Raw genomic sequence first — 23,031 nt, forward strand, 5'->3', positions numbered from 1 at the left:
GGCCATCCGGCCATCATGTAACCTGCACGAAATCGCAGAGGGCCAACGTCGTCCCGGATGCGCATGACATATGCCAAATGACGACGACGGGAGAGCCGATGCGTTCCGCGTCCACGCAGCCCGAGCCCACCGGCTCCGGCTGGGCCCACATGGATGGGCGCCCCGCCCCGCAGGGGCTGTACGACCCGCGCAATGAGCACGACGCCTGTGGCGTCGGCTTCGTGGCCACCCTCACCGGCGAGGCTGACCACGCGCTGGTCGAGCAGGCGCTCACCGTACTGCGCAACCTGGAGCACCGCGGCGCCACCGGCGCCGAGCCCGATTCCGGCGACGGCGCCGGCATCCTGCTGCAGGTCCCGGACGCCTTCCTGCGCGAGGCCGCGGGATTCGAGCTTCCCGCCGCCGGCCACTACGCCGTCGGCATCGCCTTCCTCCCGGTCGAGGAAGAGGACCGTACGAAGGCCGTCGAGTCGATCGAGCGGATCGCCGCAGAAGAGAGCCTGACGGTCCTCGGCTGGCGCGAGGTGCCGGTCGCCCCCGAACTGCTGGGCGCCACCTCGCGCTCGACCATGCCCTACTTCTCCCAGCTCTTCGTCACCGACGCGAAGAGCTCGCAGAAGGCCGGCATCGATCTTGACAGGCCCGCCTTCGTGCTGCGCAAGCGCGCCGAGCGCGAGGCCGACGTGTACTTCCCGTCGCTCTCGGCTCGTACGATCGTCTACAAGGGCATGCTGACCACCGGGCAGCTGGAGCCGTTCTTCCCGGACCTGTCGGACCGCCGGATCGCGACCGCGATCGCGCTGGTCCACTCCCGGTTCTCCACCAACACCTTCCCGAGCTGGCCGCTGGCCCACCCGTACCGGTTCGTGGCGCACAACGGTGAGATCAACACCGTCAAGGGCAACCGCAACTGGATGCGGGCCCGCGAGTCCCAGCTCGCCTCGGACCTGTTCAGCTTTGCTGACCATGAGAGCAGTGGTGGGGACCTGGAGCGGGTCTTCCCGATCTGCACCCCGGGGGCCTCGGACACCGCGACCTTCGACGAGGTGCTGGAGCTGCTGCACCTCGGTGGCCGCTCGCTGCCGCACAGCGTGCTGATGATGATCCCCGAGGCGTGGGAGAACCACACCTCGATGGACCCGGCCCGCCGCTCCTTCTACCAGTACCACTCCACGCTGATGGAGCCCTGGGACGGCCCGGCCTGCGTCACCTTCACCGACGGCACCCAGGTCGGCGCGGTCCTGGACCGCAACGGTCTGCGCCCCGGCCGCTACTGGGTCACCGACGACGGCCTGGTCGTGCTCGCCTCCGAGTCCGGCGTGCTGGACATCGCCCCGGAGAAGGTGGTCCGCAAGGGCCGCCTGCAGCCCGGCCACATGTTCCTGGTGGACACCGCCGAGCACCGGATCATCGAGGACAGCGAGATCAAGGCCACGCTCGCCGCCGAGAACCCGTACAAGGAGTGGCTGGACGGCGGCCTGATCCACCTCAACGACCTGCCCGAGCGTGAGCACATCGTGCACACCCACGCCTCGGTCACCCGACGCCAGCAGACCTTCGGCTACACCGAGGAAGAGCTGCGCGTCATCCTCGCGCCGATGGCCACGACCGGCGGCGAGCCGCTGGGCTCGATGGGTACGGACTCGCCGATCGCGGCGCTGTCGGCCCGTCCCCGGCTGCTCTTCGACTACTTCACCCAGCTGTTCGCGCAGGTCACCAACCCGCCGCTGGACGCCATCCGTGAGGAGCTGGTCACCTCGCTGATCAGCGCGGTCGGCCCGTCCGGCAACCTGCTGGAGCCCTCCCCGGCATCCTGTCGCAACATCACCCTGCCCTTCCCGGTGATCGACAACGACGAGCTGGCCAAGCTCATCCACATCAACGCCGACGGCGACCTGCCGGGCCTGAAGGCCGCGACGCTGTCCGGCCTCTACCGGGTTTCCGGTGGCGGCGAGGCACTGGCCACCCGCCTGGCGGAGATCTGCGCCGAGGCCGACGCCGCCATAGAGGACGGCGCCCGCCTGATCGTGCTGTCCGACCGGCACTCCGACGCCGAGCACGCGCCGATCCCGTCGCTGCTGCTCACCTCGGCGGTCCACCACCACCTGATCCGTACGAAGCAGCGCACCCAGGTCGGCCTGCTGGTCGAGGCCGGCGACGTACGCGAGGTGCACCACGTCGCGCTGCTGATCGGCTACGGCGCCGCCGCCGTGAACCCGTACCTGGCCATGGAGTCGGTCGAGGACCTGCTGCGCGCCGGAACGTTCCTTCAGGGCATCGAGCCCGAGGTGGCGCTCAAGAACCTGATCAAGGCGCTCGGCAAGGGCGTGCTGAAGGTGATGTCCAAGATGGGCATCTCCACCGTCGCCTCCTACCGTGGCGCGCAGGTCTTCGAGGCCATCGGCCTCGAGGCCGAGTTCGTCGACACGTACTTCCATGGCACCGACACCAAGATCGGCGGCGCCGGTCTCGACGTCATCGCCCAGGAGGTCGCCGCCCGGCACGCCAAGGCCTACCCGGCCTCCGGCATCCCCGCCGCGCACCGCCGGCTGGAGATCGGCGGCGAGTACCAGTGGCGCCGCGAGGGCGAGCCGCACCTGTTCGACCCCGACACCGTCTTCCGGCTGCAGCACTCCACGCGCTCGCGTCGGTACGACATCTTCAAGCAGTACACCCAGCGCGTCGACGAGCAGGCCGAGCGCCTGATGACGCTGCGCGGCCTGTTCACGTTCAAGGACGACGAGAGGGCCCCGATCTCGATCGACGAGGTCGAGCCGGTCTCCGAGATCGTCAAGCGCTTCTCCACCGGCGCCATGTCGTACGGCTCCATCTCGCTGGAGGCGCACCAGACGCTGGCCATCGCCATGAACCAGCTCGGCGGCAAGTCCAACACCGGCGAGGGCGGCGAGGACGCCGACCGGCTGTACGACCCGGCGCGCCGCTCCGCGATCAAGCAGGTCGCCTCCGGCCGCTTCGGCGTGACCAGCGAGTACCTGGTCAACGCGGACGACATCCAGATCAAGATGGCCCAGGGCGCCAAGCCCGGCGAGGGCGGCCAGCTGCCCGGCCACAAGGTCTACCCGTGGATCGGCAAGACCCGGCACTCCACGCCGGGCGTCGGCCTGATCTCACCGCCGCCGCACCACGACATCTACTCCATCGAGGACCTGGCTCAGCTGATCCACGACCTCAAGAACGCCAACCCGGCGGCCCGCATCCACGTGAAGCTGGTCTCCGAGGTCGGCGTCGGCACGGTCGCGGCGGGCGTCTCCAAGGCCCACGCCGATGTCGTGCTGATCTCCGGCCACGACGGCGGCACCGGCGCCTCGCCGCTGACGTCGCTCAAGCACGCGGGCGGCCCCTGGGAGCTCGGCCTGGCCGAGACCCAGCAGACCCTGCTGCTCAACGGCCTGCGCGACCGCATCGTCGTCCAGACCGACGGCCAGCTCAAGACCGGCCGCGACGTCGTCATCGCCGCCCTGCTGGGCGCAGAGGAGTTCGGCTTCGCGACCGCCCCCCTCGTCGTCTCCGGCTGCGTCATGATGCGCGTCTGCCACCTGGACACCTGCCCGGTCGGCATCGCCACCCAGAACCCGGTGCTGCGGGAGCGCTTCTCCGGCAAGGCCGAGTACGTGGTGAACTTCTTCGAGTTCATCGCGCAGGAGGTCCGCGAGCTGCTCGCCGAGCTCGGCTTCCGTACGCTCGAGGAGGCCGTCGGCCACGCCGAGCTGATCGACACCAGCCAGGCGGTCGACCACTGGAAGGCGCAGGGCCTCGACCTCGCCCCGATCTTCCACGTGCCGGCGCTGCCCGAGGGCGCCGCTCTGCACCACACGGTCGACCAGGACCACGGCCTGGAGAAGGCGCTGGACAACGAGCTGATCGAGCTCGCCAAGGACGCGCTGGAGAACGGCGACCCGGTCCGCGCCCAGGTCAAGGTCCGTAACGTCAACCGCACGGTCGGCACCATGCTCGGCCACGAGGTGACCAAGAAGTACGGTGGCGCGGGCCTGCCCGAGGACACCATCGACATCACCCTCACCGGCTCGGCCGGCCAGTCGTTCGGGGCCTTCCTCCCCAAGGGAGTGACCCTGCGCCTGGAGGGCGACGCCAACGACTACGTCGGCAAGGGCCTGTCCGGCGGCCGCGTCATCGTCCGCCCGGACCGGGGCGCCGACCACCTCGCCGAGTACTCGACCATCGCGGGCAACACCATCGCGTACGGTGCGACCGGCGGCGAGCTGTTCCTGCGCGGCCGCACGGGCGAGCGCTTCTGCGTCCGCAACTCCGGTGCCACGGTCGTCTCGGAGGGCGTGGGCGACCACGGCTGCGAGTACATGACCGGCGGCCGGGCGGTCGTACTGGGCGAGACGGGCCGTAACTTCGCGGCCGGCATGTCCGGCGGCATCGCGTACGTCCTCGACCTCGACCCGGACAACGTCAACCCCGGCATGGTGAACGTCGAGGCGCTGGACGCGGACGACATCAAGTGGCTGCACGACGTGGTGCGCCGCCACCAGGAGGAGACCGGCTCGACGGTGGCCGAGAAGCTCCTGGCCGACTGGGGGAACACCCTCAACCGCTTCGGCAAGGTCATGCCGAGGGACTACAAGGCAGTGCTCGCCGCCAAGAACGCCGCCGAGCAGGCCGGACTCAGCGAGTCCGAGACCACCGCGAAGATGATGGAGGCGGCAAATGGCTGACCCGAAGGGCTTCCTCACCACGCCCCGCGAGACGGCCCCGACCCGTCCCGTCGAGGAGCGCAGGCAGGACTGGAACGAGGTCTACGTTCCCGGCGGGCTGCTGCCGATCATCACCAAGCAGGCCGGCCGCTGCATGGACTGCGGCATCCCGTTCTGCCACAACGGCTGTCCGCTGGGGAACCTGATCCCCGAGTGGAACGACTACGCCTACCGCGAGGACTGGCAGGCCGCCTCCGAGCGGCTGCACGCCACCAACAACTTCCCGGAGTTCACCGGGCGGCTGTGCCCGGCGCCCTGCGAGTCGGCGTGCGTGCTGGGCATCAACCAGCCCGCCGTCACCATCAAGAACGTCGAAGTCACCATCATCGACAAGGCCTGGGACAGCGGCGACGTCACCCCGCAGCCCCCGGACCGCCTCTCCGGCAAGACCGTCGCCGTCATCGGCTCCGGCCCGGCCGGTCTGGCCGCCGCCCAGCAGCTGACCCGGGCCGGCCACACGGTCGCGGTCTTCGAGCGCGCCGACCGCATCGGCGGCCTGCTGCGCTACGGCATCCCCGAGTTCAAGATGGAGAAGCGGCACATCAACCGCCGTATCGAGCAGATGCGCGCGGAGGGCACCAAGTTCCGTACCGGTGTCCAGATCGGCACCGACATCGACGGCGCCAAGCTGCGCCGCCGGTACGACGCCGTGGTCATCGCCGCCGGTGCGACGCAGGCACGCGACCTGCCGGCGCCGGGCCGTGAGCTCAAGGGCATCTACCAGGCCATGGAGTACCTGCCGCTGTCCAACAAGGTGCAGGAGGGCGACTTCGTCACCCCGCCGGTCACCGCCGAGGGCAAGCACGTGGTCGTCATCGGCGGCGGCGACACCGGCGCGGACTGCGTCGGCACCGCCCACCGCCAGGGCGCGGCCTCGGTCACCCAGCTGGAGATCATGCCCCGGCCGAGCGACAGCCGCCCGGCCCACCAGCCCTGGCCGACGATGCCGATGACGTACAAGGTCACCTCGGCGCACGAGGAGGGCGGCGAGCGGGTCTACGCCGTCAACACCGTGAAGTTCGAGGGCGACGAGGACGGCAACGTCAAGGAGCTGCACCTGATCGAGGTCGTCTTCGAGGACGGGAAGTTCGTCCCGCAGGCCGGCACCGAGAAGGTCATCCCGGCCGAGCTGGTCACGCTGGCCATGGGCTTCACCGGCACCGACCAGAAGAACGGGCTGATCGAGCAGCTCGGCCTGGACCTGGACGCGCGCGGCAACATCGCCCGCGACAAGGACTACACGACCAACGTCGACGGCGTCTTCGTCGCCGGTGACGCCGGCCGCGGCCAGTCGCTCGTCGTCTGGGCCATCGCCGAGGGCCGCTCCGCCGCCCGCGCCGTGGATCGCTTCCTCACCGGCACCAGCACCCTGCCGGCCCCGATCCGCCCCACGGACCGCCCGCTGACGGTCTGATCCGAAAGAAGCGTTCCCGTACAACGGCGTACGGAACGAAGGCACGGCGCCCGCCCCCACCCGACCGGGGGCGGGCGCCGTGGCGTGTCCGGGGGTCCGCCTGCGGGTTTCAACCCGTGGTTCAGCCGTGTGTCCTGCCCAGCACGAGGACCTGGATGGCCAGCACCGCCGCGCCGCGCGCCCAGTCGTTGAAGTCGGACACCTTCGTCTCCAGGACCACCGGATCGGCGAGGGGGTGGCGGTTGGCGAGGATGCTCTCCTGGACGGCCGTGGCCGCCACGTCGACCAGGCCGACGCCCTCGCCGGCGAGGAGGATCTTCTGCGGCATGGCGAAGTTGGCGATCTGCGCCACCAGGGTGCCCAGGCCCCGGGCGGCCTCGTCGACCACGCGGGCGGCGACCGGGTCGCCCGCGGCGGCCTGGGCGAGGATCTCGTCGTACGTGACCTCGCGGCCGGTGGCGGCCTGGACCTGGTAGCGGATGCCGGGGATCGAGAGCAGGGCGATGGCGCTGCCGCGCTCACCGTGCGGGCTGAGGGGGCCGTTGGGGTTGAGGATCCAGCGGCGGCCGATCCCGTGGCCGTCCTCGGCGGCGCGGACCAGGTTGCTGCCGATGACCAGGCCGTAGCCGATGCCGGCACCGATGGTGAGCACGGCGAAGCGGTCCAGGCCGCGCCCGGCGCCGAACCAGGCCTCGGCCTCGACGAGGGCGGCCACGTCGTTCTCGACGACGACCGGAAGGCCGGTGCGCTCCTCGAGGAGCTCGGCGAAGGGCACGCCCTCCCAGTTCAGGAAGGGTGACGTGACCACCAAGGCCCGGCCCCTGACATGGCCGCCCACGCCCACGCCGATGCCTGCCAGGCGAGGGAAGGCGAGGGCGAATTCCTCGGTCAGGTCGTGGACGAGGTCGGCCACTTCCTCGGGTTCGCGGGTGGTCAGCAGGCGGGTGCGGCGCAGCACGATGTCGCTCTTGAGGGTGGTCACCACGCCGTAGACGGCATCAGCGGTGATCTTGAAGCCGGCGAAGTAGCGGGAGTCCGCGACGATGTCGAGCGGCTGCGATGGCCGGCCCTGCCGGATGGCCGCCGCCTGGGCCTGGGCTTGGGCCTGGGCCTGGGCCTGGGACGTATGGGCTGCCGGGTCCTCGACCAGCAGACCGGACTCGATCAGCGGCTTCGTGAGGCGGGTGAGGCTGCCGGCCGACAGATTCAGCTTCCTGGCGATCTCGGCACGCGAGATCGGACCGTGGGTCAGCACCTCGATCGCCACGGCGCGTTCGGCGGCGCTCAGGGGTACCCAACTGGCGGCAAGCCTGCTCATCGAGCTCCTTTCCCGGCTCATCGTATCCACCCACCTTTGTTTTGGAGCGGAAGAAATGTCAAGGCCGAAGGCCGAACCAGATCGTCTGATATCGATGTCCGCGCACCCCTTGACGCTGAGATTCTTTCGGAGAGAAAGTAAATCCTGACTCCCCATGTGAAAGGGCCACCCATGACGTTCTCCCTCGGAATCGTCGGCGCCGGACAGTTCTCCGGGCAGTTCGCCAAGCTGTTCCGCAGCCACCCCGGCGTCGGCGACATCTTCGTCACCGACGTCCTCCCCGAGCGCGCCGACCGACTCGTCGCCGACGAGCGACTGACCGGGACCTTCCCGTCGTACGAGGCCATGCTCGCGTCGGACAGCGTGGACGCGGTCGCCATCTTCACCCAGCGCTGGACCCACGGCCCGCTGGTCGTCCAGGGCCTCAAGGCCGGGAAGCACGTGTACTCGGCGGTGCCGATGGCGGTGACCCAGGAGGAGATCGCGGCCATCATCGACGCCGTACGGGAGACCGGGCTGACGTACATGATGGGCGAGACCAGCCAGTACAACCCCGCGACCGTCTACGCCCGCAACCAGATCGCCGAGGGTGCCTTCGGGCGGCTGTTCTACGCCGAGGGCGACTACGTCCACGACATGGACCTCGGGTTCTACGAGGCGTACCAGTACAGCGGCGGCGAGAACTGGAAGGCCACCGCCAGCTACCCGCCGCTGCTCTACCCGACCCACGCCATCGGCGGAGTGCTCGGCGCGTGGGGGACGCACGCGGTGAGCGTGTCGGCGATCGGTGTCACCGACGACCGGGGGGACGGGGTGTTCGACAAGGAGGTCAGCCAGTTCGGCAACGACTTCTCCAACGCCACCGCCCTCTTCGAGGTCGCGGGCGGCGGCTCGTTCCGTACCAACGAGTTCCGGCGGGTGGGCTATCCGTCGCACATCCGGGAGTCGCGATTCCGGTTCTTCGGCACGGAGGGAAGCCTGGAACAGCTGGCCACGGTCAGCGTCTGGCAGGACAAGAAGGGGGTCCAGGACATCTCCGACCACCTCCAGCCCAAGCCCACCCTCCCGCCCGACGACCCGTCGCTGGCCCACATCGCCCCGGCACTGCGGGACGCCTTCACGTCCGGGTCCGCGCCGGTGCACGACCGGTCGCGGCTGCCCAGAGAGTTCGACCATATGCCGAACGGCCATGAAGGCAGCCACCACTTCCTGGTGGACGACTTCGTCACCGCCGTCAACACCCGCAGCCTGCCGTCCGTCAACGCCTGGGTCGCCGCCCGTTACACGCTGCCGGGGATCATCGCGCACGAGTCCGCGCGGCAAGGGGGCGTCCGGCTGGACATCCCGGACTTCGGGGACGCGCCCGCGTAGCCCTGGTCTGTAGGCGTCGGGGCTACTGGGTCAGGTGTCGCACTCCAGCACCGTGCGGCACAGCGTGCAGCGTGCCCTGACCCGGCCCCGCACGGGCACGCGGATGCGCTGATGGCAGGTGGGGCAGGGGAACGACACCCGCAGCGGGCCGGCCGTCCCCCGCCCCTCGAAGACGTAGCCGGCGGAGGGTTGGGCGGTGCCGGCCCGCCGGTCCTTGGCATAGCGGCGCCGGCCCGCCCAGCCGCAGCCGAGCAGGGGCGGATGGCGCAGGTCCTGCTGCGCCAGGGCCAGGCCGGCCCGGTAGGCGTCACGGGCCTGGGCGCTGGTGAACCACGGCTCGATGTCGTCCCCGAAGGCCAGCGCGCGCTTGGCCAGCACGTAGCCGAACTCCTCGGGCGTGAGATAGCCCAGCTTGGACGCGGACATCAGGACCCGCTCCCCGCGCCGGGCGGGCTCCTCGCGGTAGGAGTCCAGCAGCAGCCAGCCCGCGCCCAGATACGCCGTCGCGGTGTCGGTCAGGATCTCGTTGTCGCGCGTGCCGGGAAACTCCAGGTCCAGGCGGTGCAGGAAGACATGCATCACCTCGTGGGCGAGGGCCGCGCCCACGTCGCGGCGGTCCTCCTTGAAGCGCGCGTGCAGCTCGATGAAGTACTCCGGGCCTGCCTCCAGCTCCACGTTCCCGGCGTGCACCATGTCCCGGAAGCTCACCACCATCCGTGCCTCCGGCAGCCGGAAGTGCCGCACCATGACCTGCGCCACCCGCTGCGCGCCCAGGAACGGATCCTCGTCGGCCGGGAAGTCCACCGTCTCGGGGCGCACGCTCGCCGGGAAGCTGTTCACCATGTCCGACGACATCCGCTTGTACAGCGCGGTCAGCGCGGCCCTGATCGTCCCGAGGTGCGGAAACCCGTGCACGATCGGGTTCGCTGCCGGGCTGCCCGGGTCTGCCTGTTGGGTCACGCGCGCCTCCCCCGGCGACGGCTCCGTCGCCTCCGAGGTTACGCGTCGACCCACGCCGTTGGCAGAACCTTTCCCGGCCGCCCTCGCACTGCTCGGCCCCGGGGGGCCTCACAGGCATTACGCGTCGACCCACGCCGTTGTCGCCGTGCCCGGCGGCCCGTCGCCGGTCGCGGACCCGGCGACCGGTATCCCCAGCGCCGCCAGCCGCTCGGGCGCGGACGCATCCCCGCCGCCGGCCGGCTGGTAGACGCTGACCAGCAGCCGGCCGCCCGGCTCGACCAGGGTCAGGGTGTGGCGTACGAGATCGCTGAGGCGGGCCCGGGGTACGCAGTCGGCCAGCACGTGGACGAAGCCGAAGCGCCGCCCGTCCGCGGGCCGCCAGTCCAGCGCGTTACCGGTCTCGATCCGGGCCGCCCAGTGGGGGAGCCGCTGCCGGGCCAGGCCGACCAGGCCCGGGGCGATGTCGATGCCGTACGGCTCTATCGACCGGCCCCGCTCGGCGGCCCACGCGCGGACGGACTCCATCAGCAGGCCGTTCGCGCAGCCGACGTCCAGGAAGGTGCCGTCCCGGTCCAGGGCTTCGGCGATCATCGAACGGCGGGCCCGCCACTCCTGCGGGCCGCCACCGAAGCCGGAACCCCCTTCGGGTGTGGCGGCGCGCAGGTAGGCGGGCTCGATCAGCCGTGCGCTGTCGGCGAAGTACGAGGCGTCGTCCTGCCCGCGGTACGACCGGGCGGCGTCCAGGACGGCCCTGCGCGGGCCGTACGGCAGTAGCGCGGCGACCGCCTCCGCTTCGTCGGTGAACAGCTCCGGCTCGGCATGCGGGCGCCGGCCCCGGTACCGGTCGCCTTCCAGCCACGCGTACACGCGCTGCTCGGCGGCGTCGTAGCCGAAGGGCCGCACCCGCTGCCGGTAGTACCCGGCGGTCTCCAGCGGCACCCGCGCGGCGGTGTCCAGCCGCCAGTCCTCCCCGGGCAGCACGTCGCCGGACGGCAGCAGCAACTCGCCGCCGCCGCCGATGACGGCGGCGCAGCGCCCGTCCGGCAGGAAGGGCACGAAGGTGACGTGGCGGACGGACACCGGGTCGGGGTCGTCGCCCTCCAGACGTTCGTACAACGCTCCCCCTGTTCCCCCTCGGCTGAACAGCCGTGCAGCGCCCCGGCGGCGGCCCTAGCGTCGAGCCATGGAAACTGTACAAGTCACCACTGACATCTGGCTTCTGCCTTTTCCCGTCGGCCAGGTCTACATCGTCCGGCAGCCCGGCGGGTACGCCCTGGTGGACACCGGTCCGGCGGGCAGCGAGGCCGCGATCCTGCAGGCGATCCACGAGCTCGGCGGTGCTCCGGAGGACGTACGGGAGATCGTGCTGACCCACGCGCACGAGGATCACGCGGGCTCCGCCGCCGCCCTGGCCGCCGCGACCGGCGCCCGCGTGCTGGCGGGCGCCGCCGACGCGGACGCCGTGCGGGGGAGGGCCGCGGTCCCGCCGCCGGTCCTGGAGCCGTGGGAGCTGCCGATCTGGGAGCGGGTGTCGGCGCTCGGGCTGCCCGCCGCGCCGGCGGCCCGGGTGGACCGGGAGCTGGCCGACGGGGACCAACTGGACTGGGGCGCCAGGGTGTTCCACGTTCCGGGCCATACGCCGGGCAGCATCGCCCTGCATCTGCCCGCCGCCGGGGTGCTGTTCACGGGGGACACCATCTCCTTCGCCGAGGGCCGGCCGAGGCCCGGGGTGTTCAACAACGACCGTGAGCAGGTGCTGGCCGGGTACGCCCGCCTTGCGGCCCTCGACACCGACACGGCCTGCTTCGGGCACGGCGAACCGCTCACCGGCGGCGCCGGAGAGGCGCTGCGGGTGGCCGCCTGATGGAGAAGCGACTGCCCGGCGGCTTCGTCAGCGCCGTCACCCGCGTCGGGGCCACGGTGCGGCGGACGCCGGGGGAGCGGGCGGCGTACGTACGCGAACTGCTGGAGCACCTCGCGGCGTCGGGCTGGCAGGGCGCACCCCGCCACCTCGGCACGGACGAGCGGGGCCGCGAGGTGCTGTCGTACGTCGACGGGCAGGTGCCGTGGGGGCCGGTGCGGCCGCCTCCGGTCATCGACGACGTGGCGACGGCCGAAGTGGCGCGGCTGACCCGGCAGTTCCACGACCTGACGGCCGGGACCGCCCTCGCGGAGGGCGGCGAGGTGGTCTGCCACAACGACCTGGCACCCAGGAACACCGTCTACCGCGACTCCGGTGAGGGCCTGCGGCCGGTCGCCTTCATCGACTGGGACCTGGCGGCGCCGGGGCTGCGCGTGCACGACGTGGCGCATGTCTGCTGGCAGTTCTGCGGTACCGGATCGGCGGCGGCGGAGGTCGGCGCGCGGATGCGGGTCGTCAGCGAGGCGTACGGGCTCGGCGACGCCGACCGTCGGCGGCTCGTCGGGACCGTCCTGTGGTGGCAGGACCGCTGTTGGCGCGGCATCGACCGGCTCGCCGACGCGGGCGACCCGGCCATGCGGCGGTTGCGGGAGGGCGGCGCGGTGGCCGAGGTCCGGGCCGCGTACGACTGGACGGCGGCGCACCGCACGGAGCTCGAGAGGCAGTTGGGGAACGAGCCGCCGACGGTCACCCGGTAGCGGCGTCCGCCTGCCAGCACAGGCAGAAGGGGTGCCCGGCGGGGTCGGTGAAGACCCGGAAGCCCTTCTCCTTTCCGCCGCTGTCGTGCGCGAAGGTCGCACCCCAGGCCACGACCTGCTCGTGCTTGGCCTCGACGTCGGCGAGGGTCCCGGCGTCGAAGTCCAGGTGGAACTGCTGCGGCCGCGCCGGGTCGGGCCATTGCGGCGGGTTGTGGACGGCGACGAGCTGGAAGGCGAGCCGGGTGCCGTCGGGCGAGGTGAGCATCGGGAACTCCGGGTCGTCGGCGTACAGTTCCCAGCCGAGGATCCGCTGGTAGAAGCCGGCGAGGGCGACGGGATCGGGACAGTCCAGGACCACGCAGGAAAGGGTGGCAATCATGCTCGGGAGAGTGCCCGGCATGCGACTCAAGATGCACGGCGGGCCCCCAGAACCCTACTTTCGGTGGACACAGGTCGGGACGGACGGCTGATGCCCGCGCCCCCGTACCGCTCATAGCGTGACCGTATGAGCCGCAGCACCGCCGCGACCGCCCACCGCCGCGTCAATGCGGCCGCCGTCGTCCTCCTCGCCGTCGCGGCGGCGACGGTCTGGGTCGTCGTGCAGTCCAGGGCCCGGGAGGCCGCGGCGACCGTCCACGCCACCGCCGCGGCCAGGGCCACCGACCCGCCGCCACACACCCCGGTACGGATCGACATCCCGGCGGCCGGCGTCCACGCCGCCGTCATGGACCTCGGACTCAAGGACGACGGCACCCCGCAGGCCCCCACCGACACGCAGCGCGGCTACGCCGGCTGGTACGACCACAGCTCCGCCCCCGGGGACGGCGGCGCCGCCGTGATCGTCGGACGGGACGTCTTCCACCGGCTGGGCGCGCTGCGCGGCCACGACAGCATCGACATCACGCGCCAGGACGGCAGCCACATCCGCTTCACCGTCACCCGCGTCGACGACAAGCCCACCGCCGCCGCGCTCCTGGACCCGGGTGGCGGCGACAGTCCGTCGCTGCGGCTGATCTCCGGCACCGGCCCCCTCGTCTACGCGATACCGGAGGCCTGACCCGCGGTTCAGCCCACAGCCAACCTCCGTGCGCGGCCCGTGGGGCATGCGGCAGCATGGCCGTATGTCCGTACTGACGCGCGCCGAAGCGCAGACCCGAGCCCGGTTCCTCGACGTTCACCGCTATGTGATCGACCTCGACCTCGACCGGGGTGACGAGATCTTCGGGTCGAGTACGGTGATCCACTTCACCGCGCGCGAGGCGGGCGACACCTTCGTCGACATCCAGCCCGCCGCCCTCCACCGCGCCGTGCTCGACGGCCAGGAGCTGGACCCCGCGGCGCTGGAGGGCAACCGGCTGCCGCTCACCGGGCTCGCCGCCGGGCCGCACGAGCTGCGCGTCGAGGCCGACATGCGCTACTCCCGCACCGGCGAGGGCATGCACCGCTTCACCGATCCCGTCGACGGCGAGACGTACCTCTACACGCAGATGTCCCTGGAGGACGTCCGCAGCGTCATCGCCGCCTTCGACCAGCCGGACCTCAAAGCCGTCTTCGAGGTCGGCGTCACCGCCCCTGCCGCCTGGACGGTCCTGGGCAACGGCGTCGCACAGCGCGCCGACGAAGGCCGCTGGCAGCTCGCGCCGACCCCGCTGATCAGTACGTATCTGCTCGCGATCGCCGCCGGCCCCTGGCACTCCGTGCGCACCGAGCACGCCGGGCTGCCCTTCGGACTGCACTGCCGCCGCTCCCTGGCGCCGCACCTCGACACGGACGCCGACGAGCTGTTCGACATCACCCGCCGCTGCTTCGACCGGTACCACGAGATCTTCGAGGAGCCGTACCCCTTCGACTCCTACGACCAGGCCTTCGTGCCGGAGTTCAACTTCGGCGCCATGGAGAACCCCGGACTGGTCACCTTCCGCGACGAGTTCGTCTACCGCTCCGCCGTCACCGACACCGAGCGCCAGACCCGGGGCATGGTCATCGCCCACGAGATGGCCCACATGTGGTTCGGCGACCTCGTCACCCTCCAGTGGTGGGACGACATCTGGCTCAACGAGTCCTTCGCCGAGTACATGGGCTTCCAGGTGCTGTCCGAGGCCACCGGCTACACCGACACCTGGACCGACTTCGGCGTCGCCCGCAAGGGCTGGGGCTACGACGCCGACCAGCGGCCCACCACCCACCCCGTCGCCCCCGACGCCGAGGCCGTCCACGACACCGCCTCCGCCCTGTCCAACTTCGACGGCATCTCCTACGCCAAGGGAGCCTCCGCCCTGCGCCAGCTCGTCGCCTGGCTCGGCGAGAAGGACTTCCTGGCCGGCATCAACGACCACTTCGCCCGCCACCGCTTCGGCAACGCCACCCTCGCCGACTTCCTGGACTCCCTGGCCCGCGCCACCGACCGCGACGTCCACACCTGGGCCGAGCAGTGGCTGCGCACCACCGGCGTCGACACCCTTACCCCGCACGTCACCACCACCGACGAAGGGGCCGGCTGGCGGTTCGCCATCGACCGCACCGGCTCCCGCCCGCACCGCATCACCGTCAGCCTGTATGACCAGGCGGACACCGACCCGGCGCGGCTGCTGGCCCGCGACCGCTTCTCCACCGACGTCCCCGGCGAGCCCATCGACTTCACCGGGCCGCGCCCCGACCTCGTGCTGCTCAACGACGGCGACCTCACCTACGCCAAGGTCCGCTTCGACGAGCAGTCCTGGGCCACCGTCGCCGCCGCGCTGCGCGGCCTGCCCGACGCCCTGTCCCGGGCCGTGGTCTGGAACGCCGCCCGCGACCAGGTCCGCGACGGCGAACTGCCCCCCGCCGCCTACCTGGAGGCGGCCCGCGCCCACCTGCCGTACGAGACCGACATCGCCGTCATCGAGGGCGTACTGACCTTCTCCCGTACCCAGATCGCCGACCGCTACCTCCCCGACGAGCAGCGCCCCGCCGCCCTCGCCACCCTGGAGGCCGTCGCCCGCGAACTGCTGCCCCGCCACCCGCTGGTCGCCGCCCGCACCCTCATCGCGGTCACCACCGACGCCGCCGAACTCCGCGACTGGCTCACCGCCGAGGCCATCACCGGCGGCCCCCGCGTCGACCCCGAACTGCGCTGGCGGCTCCTGCTCCGCCTCTCCGTCCTGGGCGCCGCCACCGCCACCGACATCGACGCCGAACTCGCCCGCGACCCCAGCGCCACCGGCCAGGAGGGCGCCGCCCGCTGCCGCGCCGCCCTCCCCGACCCGGCGAGCAAGCAGGCCGCCTGGGCCACCCTCTTCGACGGCGACGACCTGTCCAACTACCTCTTCACCGCCACCGCCCAGGGCTTCTGGCAGCCCGAACACCGCGATCTCGTACGGGACTTCGTGCCCCGCTACTTCCCCGCCGCCACCGCGCTGGCCGCCCGCCGCGGCCCCGCCCTCGCCGAAGCCGCCGGCCGTTCCGCCTTCCCGCTCCCGCACGTCGACGCCGACACCCTCCGCCTGGGCGAAGCCTGCCTCGCCGACACCGACGCGGCCACCGGCCCCACCCCCGCCCTGCGCCGAAAGCTCGCCGACCAGCTCGACGACCTCGCCCGCGCCCTACGCGTCCGGGGCGGCGCCTGACCGCGGGCCGCCGAAAGCACGGAGCGGCTCCCCGATGCCCCGGGCGAGCCGTTCCCGCACCCGGGTCAGCCGGTCGATGCGCCGGTCCAGGTCGTCGAGCCGCCGCCGCCACAGGGTCTGAGCGGCCTCGCAGGGCCAGGCGGTGGGGCTGCCGTCGACCGTGCCGTCGGCGGGCAGCGGGCGCAGTTGCGGCACGATGGCCCGTACGTCGGCGATCGTCAGCCCGGCCTCCAGCAGTTCACGCACGACCCGCAGCCGTGCCACGTCCTCCGGCCCGTACTCCCGGTAGCCGGCCGACGTACGCCGGGTCTCCAGCAGCCCGCGTTCCTCGTAGTACCGCAGCGCGCGAGGCGTCAGCCCGGCGGCCGCCGCCGCTTGCCCGATCCGCATGCCACCCCCTCGCCCGGCTCGGCCCGCTCGGCCCGCCTGCCGTGCGTCACAGCTCCACCAGTACGGCACCGAGATGCCTGCCCTGCACCAGCTCGCACAGTGCCCGGGGCGCGGCTTCGATGCCCTGGAGGCGGACGTGCGGGAAGCTCAGCGTGCCGTCGCGCAGGCCGCGCCCGAACACCGTGTTCCACTCCTCCCGCGTCGCCAGGTGGTCGATGCCGGCGATGCCCCGCAGCGTGATGCCCCGCGAGATCAGATCCAGGGTGTCGAGCTCCACGGTCGTCCCCGTACCGCCTAACTGCCCGGCCAGCGCGCCGACCAGCGCGAACCGCGCCTCGCGGCGCGCCACGGCGAGCGCCGCGAGCAGCTGCTCCCCGCCGACGTTGTCGAAGAGCACGTCGATGCCGTCCGGGGCGGCCTCCCGCAGCCGCTCCTCGAAGCCGCCGGGCCCGCGGAGCACCACGGCGTCGTAGCCCAGCTCACCGACCAGCCGCTTCGCCTTCTCCGGCGAACCCGTGCTGCCGATCACCCGCCCGGCCCCCCGCAGCCGTGCGACCTGCCCGGCCATGCTGCCGACGCCGCCGGTGGCGCCGCTGACGAACACCGTGTCACCCGGCCGTACCTGGGCCGCCCGCACGACCCCCAGCCAGGCGAACCAGCCCTGCGACAGATACGCCGCCGGATCCGGCAGCACCCCCGGCACGATCGGCCGCACCCCGGCCTCGTCCACGACCGCGTACTCCCGCCAGCCCGCCCGGTGCTCCACCAGCTCACCGGTGCCGACGACCTCGCCCACCACCTGTCCGAAGAGCGCCTCGCCGACCCGGAAGGCGGGCATCGGCAGTGACCCGGGGTCCCCCATCAGGCTGCGCATCACCGCCGAGACCGCCATCAGGCGGTTGCGTACCAGGAGCTGTCCGGGTCCCGGCCGGGGAACCGGGACCTCCACGACGCTGAAGTGCTCGGGCCCCAGCGGGCCCTGCGGGCGGGCGGCGAGGCGTACTTCTCGGTGAGTGGCAGTCATGGGGACGACGCTAAACCTTGACGCATGCGTGAGGGTCAAGCGCGCCGGAGCCGGACCCCCGGCCGCCGGCACGAGATGTTCCGCTGCGGCCGGGCAATACCCCTGTCGGGTGATGGTCGTTGTGCAGACAGGACGTACAAACGTCCCGGTCAACCGCACGACTGGGAAGGACGCCACCCCATGCCACCCCACCTCGCCGGAGGCGTCGAAGGAACCGGCCGTCTGCGGCCGCTGCTCGACATCGTGCTCGACGCCCTCGAGCAGGGCGCGGCGGCCAGAGGCGGCCCCATTCCGGCCGGCGGCCCCGAGAAGGTCGCCCAGCGCGTCCGCGAGGCCTGCGGGGAGCCGGTTCCGGACACCGGGGAAGGCGCGGAGACCGCCCTGCGTACGCTGGTGCGGGCCCTGGCCGAGGGCGCGGCCGACCCGGCGGACCCCCTGTGCGCGGCCCACCTGCACGCGCCACCGCTGGCGGCGGCCGTCGCGGCGGACCTGGCGGTCAGCACCCTCAACCCGTCCATGGACTCCTGGGACCAGGCCCCGGCCGCCACCGAAATCGAAGCCGCCACAGTGGAGGCACTGGCCGCCCTCGTCTTCCCCGGCCACCCGCAGGCCGACGCCCTGGTCACCACCGGCGGCACCGAGTCCAACCAGCTCGGCCTGCTCCTCGCCCGCGAACGCCACCCGGCCGCCCCCCTCCAGGTCGTCTGCGGCGCCGGCGCCCACCACAGCATCCAGCGCGCCGCCTGGGTCCTCGGCCTGCCCGACCCCGTCGTCGTCCCCACCCCGCGCGGCACCCTCGACCCGGCCGCCGTGGCTCAGGCCCTGGCCGGCATCTACGACCCCGCGCTCGTCGTCGCCACCGCCGGCACCACCGACACCGGCGCCATCGACCCGCTGCCCGAACTCGCCCAGGCCGCCGCCGCCCACGGCGCCGAACTCCACATCGACGCCGCCTACGGCGGCCCCCTGCTCCTCAGCCACCGCGAAGCACCCAAGCTCCACGGCCTGGACCGGGCCGCCTCCGTCACCCTCGACCTGCACAAGATCGGCTGGCAACCCGTCGCCGCCGGCCTGCTCGCCGTCCCCGACACCGCCGCACTGCACCCACTCGACCACCGCGCCGACTACCTCAACGCCGCCGACGACACCGAAGCCGGCCTGCCCGACCTCCTCGGCCGCTCCCTCCGGACGACCCGCCGCCCCGACATCCTCAAGATCGCCGTCACCCTCAAGGCCCTGGGCCGCGAAGGACTCGGCGCCCTCGTCGACACCATCTGCGACCACGCCCAGCTCCTCGCCGACCTCGTCGAACGGCACCCCGGGCTCGACCTCTACGCCCGCCCCACCATCAGCACCGTCCTGTTCCGCCCCACCGGCGCCACCGACGAACACGTCGCCTCCCTGCGCCGCCACCTGATGCACCAGGGCCGCGCCGTCCTCGGCCGGGCCACCGCCGACGGCCGCCTCTGGCTCAAGGTCACCCTGCTCAACCCCCGCACCCGCACCGAAGACCTCGCAGCGCTCCTGGCGCTCACCACGGAAGGCCGTACGTCCCGATGACCACCACAGACGACCAGCCCTTCGACCTCCTGGGCATCGGTATCGGCCCCTTCAACCTCTCCCTCGCCGCCCTCGCCGACGGCATCCCCGACCTGCGCGCCGCCTTCTACGACCAGCGCCCCGCCTTCCACTGGCACCCCGGCCTGCTCATCGAGGGCACCACCCTCCAAGTCCCCTTCCTCGCCGACCTGGTGACCCTCGCCGACCCCGCCAGCCCCTGGACCTTCCTCAACTACCTCAGGACCCGCGACCGGCTCTTCCCCTTCTACTTCGCCGAGCGATTTCATATTCAACGCGCCGAATACGACGCCTACTGCCGCTGGGTCGCCGAAGCCCTCCCCACCACCCACTTCGGCCACCAGGTCGACACCGTCCGCTGGAACCCCGGCCGCGCCCTCTTCGAGGTCGACCACACCCAGCTCGACGCCCACGGCGAAGCAGAAGCCCTCGGCCGTACCTACACCCGCAACCTCGCCGTCGGCATCGGCACGGCCCCGTACGTCCCGGAACCCCTGCGGCCGCTCGCCGATGCCCCCACCGTCCCCGTCATCCACTCCGGCGACTACCTCAAGCAGCGCGAACGCCTGCTGGCCACCCCGCACATCACGGTCGTCGGCTCCGGCCAGTCCGGCGCCGAGGTCTTCCTCGACCTGCTGCGCGCCCGCCCCGCCGGCCGCGAAGGCCTCACCTGGATCGCCCGCACCCCCGCCTTCGCACCGATGGAGTACAGCAAGCTCGGCCTGGAACAGTTCACCCCCGACTACGCCCACTTCTTCCACGGCCTCGCCGAACCCGTACGCGACCAGCTCGTCCCCCAGCAATGGCAGCTCCACAAGGGCATCGACCACGACACCATCAACGCCATCCACGACGAGCTCTACCGGCGCACCCTCGACGGCGGCTGGCCCGACGCCACCCTCACCCCCGGCGTCACCGTCCGCACCGCCGGCCGGATGGGCACCAACGCCATCGAACTCCACCTCGAGCACGAACAGCAGACCACCCGCACCCGGCTCACCACCAACGCCGTCATCCTGGCCACCGGCTACCGCGAACGCCCCCTCGACCAGCTCCTCGCCCCCCTCGACCCCTACCTGCGCCGCGACTCCGCCGGCCGCCCCCGCGTCGGCCCCGACCACCGGCTGCTGCTCGACACGGCCGTGCACGGCACCGGCGCGTCCATCTACGTCCAGAACGCCGCCCGGCACACCCACGGCGTCGGCGCGCCCGACCTGGGCCTGGCCGCCTGGCGCTCCGCCGTCATCCTCAACACCCTCACCGGCCAGGACCCCTACCCCCTGCCGGCCCGCACCGCCTTCACCACGTTCGGGCTGCAGCCCGCCGCCGTCAGCGCTTACGCAAGGCCCGCAGGTATTCACGGTTCATAGCCGCGATCGACGGCAGCGGAATCCCCTTCGGGCAGGCCGTCGCGCACTCACCGGTGTTCGTACAGCCGCCGAAGCCCTCACCGTCCATGGCGGTGACCATGTTCAGCACCCGGGTCTCGCGCTCCGGGCCGCCCTGCGGAAGGACGTTGAGGTGGTTGACCTTCGCGGAGGTGAACAGCATCGCCGAGCCGTTCGGGCACGCCGCCACGCACGCCCCGCAGCCGATGCACTCGGCATGCTCGAAGGCGTAGTCCGCCGACTCCTTCGGCACGGCGGTGGCATGGGCCTCCGGGGCGCTGCCGGTCGGCACGGAGACATAACCGCCCGCCTGGATCACCCGGTCGAAGGCCGAACGGTCCACCACCAGGTCCCTCACCACAGGGAAGGCCGCCGCCCGCCACGGCTCGACGTCGATCGTGTCGCCGTCCTTGAAGGACCGCATGTGCAGCTGGCAGGCCGTCGTCCGCTCCGGGCCGTGCGCCTGCCCGTTGATGACCACACCGCACGCCCCGCAGATGCCCTCACGGCAGTCGTGGTCGAAGGCCACCGGCTCCTCGCCGCCGAGGATCAGCTCCTCGTTGAGGACGTCCAGCATCTCCAGGAAGGACATGTCCGCACTGATGTCCTGAACCCGGTAGGTGACCATGGCGCCCTTGTCCTCGGGCGAATGCTGGCGCCAGATGCGCAGGGTCAGGTTCACGCGTAACTCCGCTGGGTGGGATGTACGTACTCGAAGACAAGCTCTTCCTTGTGCAGCACCGGCGCGGCCCCGGCCCCCGTGAACTCCCAGGCGGCGGCATACGAGAAGCGCTCGTCATCGCGCAGCGCCTCACCGTCCGGGGTCTGCGACTCCTCCCGGAAGTGCCCGCCGCACGACTCGGCGCGATGCAACGCGTCCAGGCACATCAGCTCCGCCAGCTCCAGGAAGTCCGCCACCCGGTTCGCCTTCTCCAGCGACTGGTTGAACTCCTCACCCGTCCCCGGCACCTTCACCCGCCGCCAGAACTCGTCCCGCAACGCCGGGATCCGCTCCAGCGCCTTGCGCAGGCCGCTCTCCGTACGGGCCATGCCGCACTCCTCCCACAACAGCTCGCCCAGCTCCCGGTGGAACGAGTCCGGCGTACGGTCCCCGCCGACCGCGAGGAGGCGCCCCAGCCGCTCCTCGACACCGGAGACGGCATCGCGGACGGCCGGATGATCGGCGGGGACCGGGTCGTGGGGACCGCGCGCCAGATAGTCGTTGATGGTCGCCGGGAGCACGAAGTAGCCGTCGGCCAGGCCCTGCATCAACGCGCTCGCGCCGAGACGGTTCGCGCCGTGGTCGGAGAAGTTCGCCTCGCCGATCGCGAAGAGACCCGGGACGGTGGTCTGCAGGTCGTAGTCCACCCACAGCCCGCCCATCGTGTAGTGCACGGCCGGATAGATCCGCATCGGGCGGCTGTACGGGTCCTCGGCGGTGATCCGCTCGTACATCTCGAAGAGGTTCCCGTACTTCTCCTCGACCTCGGCCCGGCCCATCCGCGCGATCGCCTCCGCGAAGTCCAGATACACGCCCTGCCCGCCGGGGCCGACGCCCCGCCCCTCGTCGCAGACGTTCTTCGCGGCACGGGAGGCGATGTCGCGCGGCACGAGATTGCCGAAGGCCGGATAGATCCGCTCCAGGTAGTAGTCCCGCTCGTCCTCGGGGATGTCGGCCGGCGCGCGGGTGTCACCGGCGGCCTTCGGCACCCAGATCCGCCCGTCGTTGCGCAGCGATTCACTCATCAGGGTGAGCTTCGACTGATGCTCGCCCGAGCGCGGGATGCACGTCGGATGGATCTGCGTGAAGCAGGGATTGGCGAAGTACGCGCCCTTGCGGTGCGCCCGCCAGATCGCGGTGGCGTTCGACCCCTTGGCATTCGTCGACAGGTAGAAGACATTGCCGTAACCGCCGGACGCCAGAACCACGGCATCACCCAGATGCACCGAGATCTCACCGCTGACCAGATCACGCGCCACGATCCCGCGCGCCCGCCCGTCCACCACGATCAGATCCAGCATCTCGGTGCGGGCATGCAGCTCCACATTCCCCGCGTCGATCTGCCGCGACAACGCCTGGTACGCGCCCAGCAGCAACTGCTGGCCCGTCTGCCCGCGCGCGTAGAACGTCCGCGACACCTGCACCCCGCCGAAGGACCGCGTGTCCAGCAGCCCGCCGTACTCCCGGGCGAACGGCACACCCTGCGCCACGCACTGGTCGATGATCTGCACCGACACCTCCGCGAGGCGGTGCACATTCGACTCCCGGGCCCGGAAGTCCCCGCCCTTGACGGTGTCGTAGAACAGGCGGTGCACACTGTCGCCGTCATTGCGGTAGTTCTTCGCCGCGTTGATCCCGCCCTGCGCGGCGATCGAGTGCGCCCGGCGCGGCGAGTCCTGGAAGCAGAACTGCACCACGTGGTAGCCCTGCTCCGCCAGCGTCGCCCCCGCCGAGCCGCCCGCCAGGCCCGTACCGACGACGATCACCGTGTGCTTGCGGCGGTTCGCCGGATTGACCAGCTTCGCCTCGAAACGACGCCGGTCCCAGCGCACCGCGACCGGCCCCTCCGGAGCCTTGGTGTCGGCGATCGGCCCGCCCACGCGATAGTCGGAGAAATCCAT

17 protein-coding genes are annotated in these 23,031 nt (G+C 71.8%); 9 read left to right on the forward strand and 8 right to left on the reverse strand.

Annotation, left to right across the window (positions count from 1 at the left end; all coding sequences use genetic code 11):
- Positions 1 to 98: 98 nt before the first annotated feature.
- On the forward strand, positions 99 to 4,703 hold the full coding sequence (gene gltB, locus ACFXJ5_RS15290; protein ID WP_384630919.1) for a glutamate synthase large subunit: 4,605 nt from the start codon (positions 99 to 101) through the stop codon (positions 4,701 to 4,703).
- On the forward strand, positions 4,696 to 6,156 hold the full coding sequence (locus ACFXJ5_RS15295; protein ID WP_384630847.1) for a glutamate synthase subunit beta: 1,461 nt from the start codon (positions 4,696 to 4,698) through the stop codon (positions 6,154 to 6,156). Before gltB ends, ACFXJ5_RS15295 begins: the two co-directional genes overlap by 8 nt.
- A 121-nt stretch (positions 6,157 to 6,277) precedes the next feature.
- Here the strand turns inward: ACFXJ5_RS15295 and ACFXJ5_RS15300 are convergent, their stop codons facing one another.
- The gene (locus ACFXJ5_RS15300; protein WP_384630848.1) at positions 6,278 to 7,474 is read right to left on the reverse strand and encodes an ROK family protein; all 1,197 of its coding nucleotides are present in this window, start codon (positions 7,472 to 7,474) and stop codon (positions 6,278 to 6,280) included.
- 171 nt (positions 7,475 to 7,645) lie between these two features.
- On the opposite strand from ACFXJ5_RS15300, the gene ACFXJ5_RS15305 reads away from it, so the two are divergent.
- Positions 7,646 to 8,845 (forward strand): Gfo/Idh/MocA family protein, encoded by a 1,200-nt coding sequence (locus ACFXJ5_RS15305; protein WP_384630849.1) that lies wholly within the window; start codon positions 7,646 to 7,648, stop codon positions 8,843 to 8,845.
- Positions 8,846 to 8,875: 30 nt separating this feature from the next.
- On the opposite strand, the gene ACFXJ5_RS15310 is transcribed toward ACFXJ5_RS15305, so the two are convergent.
- A complete protein-coding gene (locus tag ACFXJ5_RS15310; protein ID WP_384630850.1) occupies positions 8,876 to 9,805 on the reverse strand; it encodes a hypothetical protein in 930 nt (309 codons plus the stop codon).
- A gap of 117 nt (positions 9,806 to 9,922) precedes the next feature.
- Positions 9,923 to 10,921, reverse strand: coding sequence for a class I SAM-dependent methyltransferase (locus ACFXJ5_RS15315; protein WP_384630851.1), 999 nt, complete (start codon positions 10,919 to 10,921; stop codon positions 9,923 to 9,925).
- A 67-nt stretch (positions 10,922 to 10,988) separates the two neighbouring features.
- Here ACFXJ5_RS15315 and ACFXJ5_RS15320 point away from each other — a divergent pair, with 67 nt between their 5' ends.
- On the forward strand, positions 10,989 to 11,669 hold the full coding sequence (locus tag ACFXJ5_RS15320; RefSeq protein WP_384630852.1) for an MBL fold metallo-hydrolase: 681 nt from the start codon (positions 10,989 to 10,991) through the stop codon (positions 11,667 to 11,669).
- On the forward strand, positions 11,669 to 12,424 hold the full coding sequence (locus ACFXJ5_RS15325) for a phosphotransferase family protein (protein WP_384630853.1): 756 nt from the start codon (positions 11,669 to 11,671) through the stop codon (positions 12,422 to 12,424). Before ACFXJ5_RS15320 ends, ACFXJ5_RS15325 begins: the two co-directional genes overlap by 1 nt.
- Here ACFXJ5_RS15325 and ACFXJ5_RS15330 read toward each other — a convergent pair.
- On the reverse strand, positions 12,414 to 12,803 hold the full coding sequence (locus tag ACFXJ5_RS15330) for a VOC family protein (RefSeq protein WP_384630854.1): 390 nt from the start codon (positions 12,801 to 12,803) through the stop codon (positions 12,414 to 12,416). The two genes, ACFXJ5_RS15325 and ACFXJ5_RS15330, sit on opposite strands and share 11 nt — an antisense overlap.
- A 126-nt stretch (positions 12,804 to 12,929) precedes the next feature.
- On the opposite strand from ACFXJ5_RS15330, the gene ACFXJ5_RS15335 reads away from it, so the two are divergent.
- Both ACFXJ5_RS15335 and pepN read left to right on the forward strand, forming a co-directional pair.
- Entirely contained in the window at positions 12,930 to 13,481 is a 552-nt protein-coding gene (locus ACFXJ5_RS15335) for a sortase domain-containing protein (protein ID WP_384630855.1), read from the forward strand.
- 64 nt (positions 13,482 to 13,545) lie between these two features.
- Entirely contained in the window at positions 13,546 to 16,029 is a 2,484-nt protein-coding gene (pepN, locus tag ACFXJ5_RS15340) for an aminopeptidase N (RefSeq protein ID WP_384630856.1), read from the forward strand.
- On the opposite strand, the gene ACFXJ5_RS15345 is transcribed toward pepN, so the two are convergent.
- Both ACFXJ5_RS15345 and ACFXJ5_RS15350 read right to left on the reverse strand, forming a co-directional pair.
- Positions 16,006 to 16,419, reverse strand: a complete 414-nt coding sequence (locus ACFXJ5_RS15345) for a MerR family transcriptional regulator (RefSeq protein ID WP_384630857.1) — start codon at positions 16,417 to 16,419, stop codon at positions 16,006 to 16,008. The genes pepN and ACFXJ5_RS15345 overlap by 24 nt on opposite strands.
- Positions 16,420 to 16,465: 46 nt before the next feature.
- A complete protein-coding gene (locus ACFXJ5_RS15350) occupies positions 16,466 to 17,443 on the reverse strand; it encodes an MDR family NADP-dependent oxidoreductase (protein ID WP_384630858.1) in 978 nt (325 codons plus the stop codon).
- A gap of 180 nt (positions 17,444 to 17,623) precedes the next feature.
- Between ACFXJ5_RS15350 and ACFXJ5_RS15355 the strand changes: the two genes are divergently transcribed.
- Entirely contained in the window at positions 17,624 to 19,003 is a 1,380-nt protein-coding gene (locus ACFXJ5_RS15355; protein ID WP_384630859.1) for a pyridoxal phosphate-dependent decarboxylase family protein, read from the forward strand.
- Positions 19,000 to 20,391 (forward strand): lysine N(6)-hydroxylase/L-ornithine N(5)-oxygenase family protein, encoded by a 1,392-nt coding sequence (locus tag ACFXJ5_RS15360; RefSeq protein WP_384630860.1) that lies wholly within the window; start codon positions 19,000 to 19,002, stop codon positions 20,389 to 20,391. The genes ACFXJ5_RS15355 and ACFXJ5_RS15360 overlap by 4 nt, the downstream gene beginning before the upstream one ends.
- On the opposite strand, the gene ACFXJ5_RS15365 is transcribed toward ACFXJ5_RS15360, so the two are convergent.
- Entirely contained in the window at positions 20,351 to 21,091 is a 741-nt protein-coding gene (locus ACFXJ5_RS15365) for a succinate dehydrogenase/fumarate reductase iron-sulfur subunit (RefSeq protein WP_384630861.1), read from the reverse strand. The genes ACFXJ5_RS15360 and ACFXJ5_RS15365 overlap by 41 nt on opposite strands.
- Positions 21,088 to 23,031, reverse strand: a complete 1,944-nt coding sequence (locus ACFXJ5_RS15370; RefSeq protein ID WP_384630862.1) for a fumarate reductase/succinate dehydrogenase flavoprotein subunit — start codon at positions 23,029 to 23,031, stop codon at positions 21,088 to 21,090. Before ACFXJ5_RS15370 ends, ACFXJ5_RS15365 begins: the two co-directional genes overlap by 4 nt.

The organism is Streptomyces sp. NPDC059373, from assembly GCF_042751495.1.
Classification (GTDB): Bacteria; Actinomycetota; Actinomycetes; order Streptomycetales; family Streptomycetaceae; genus Actinacidiphila.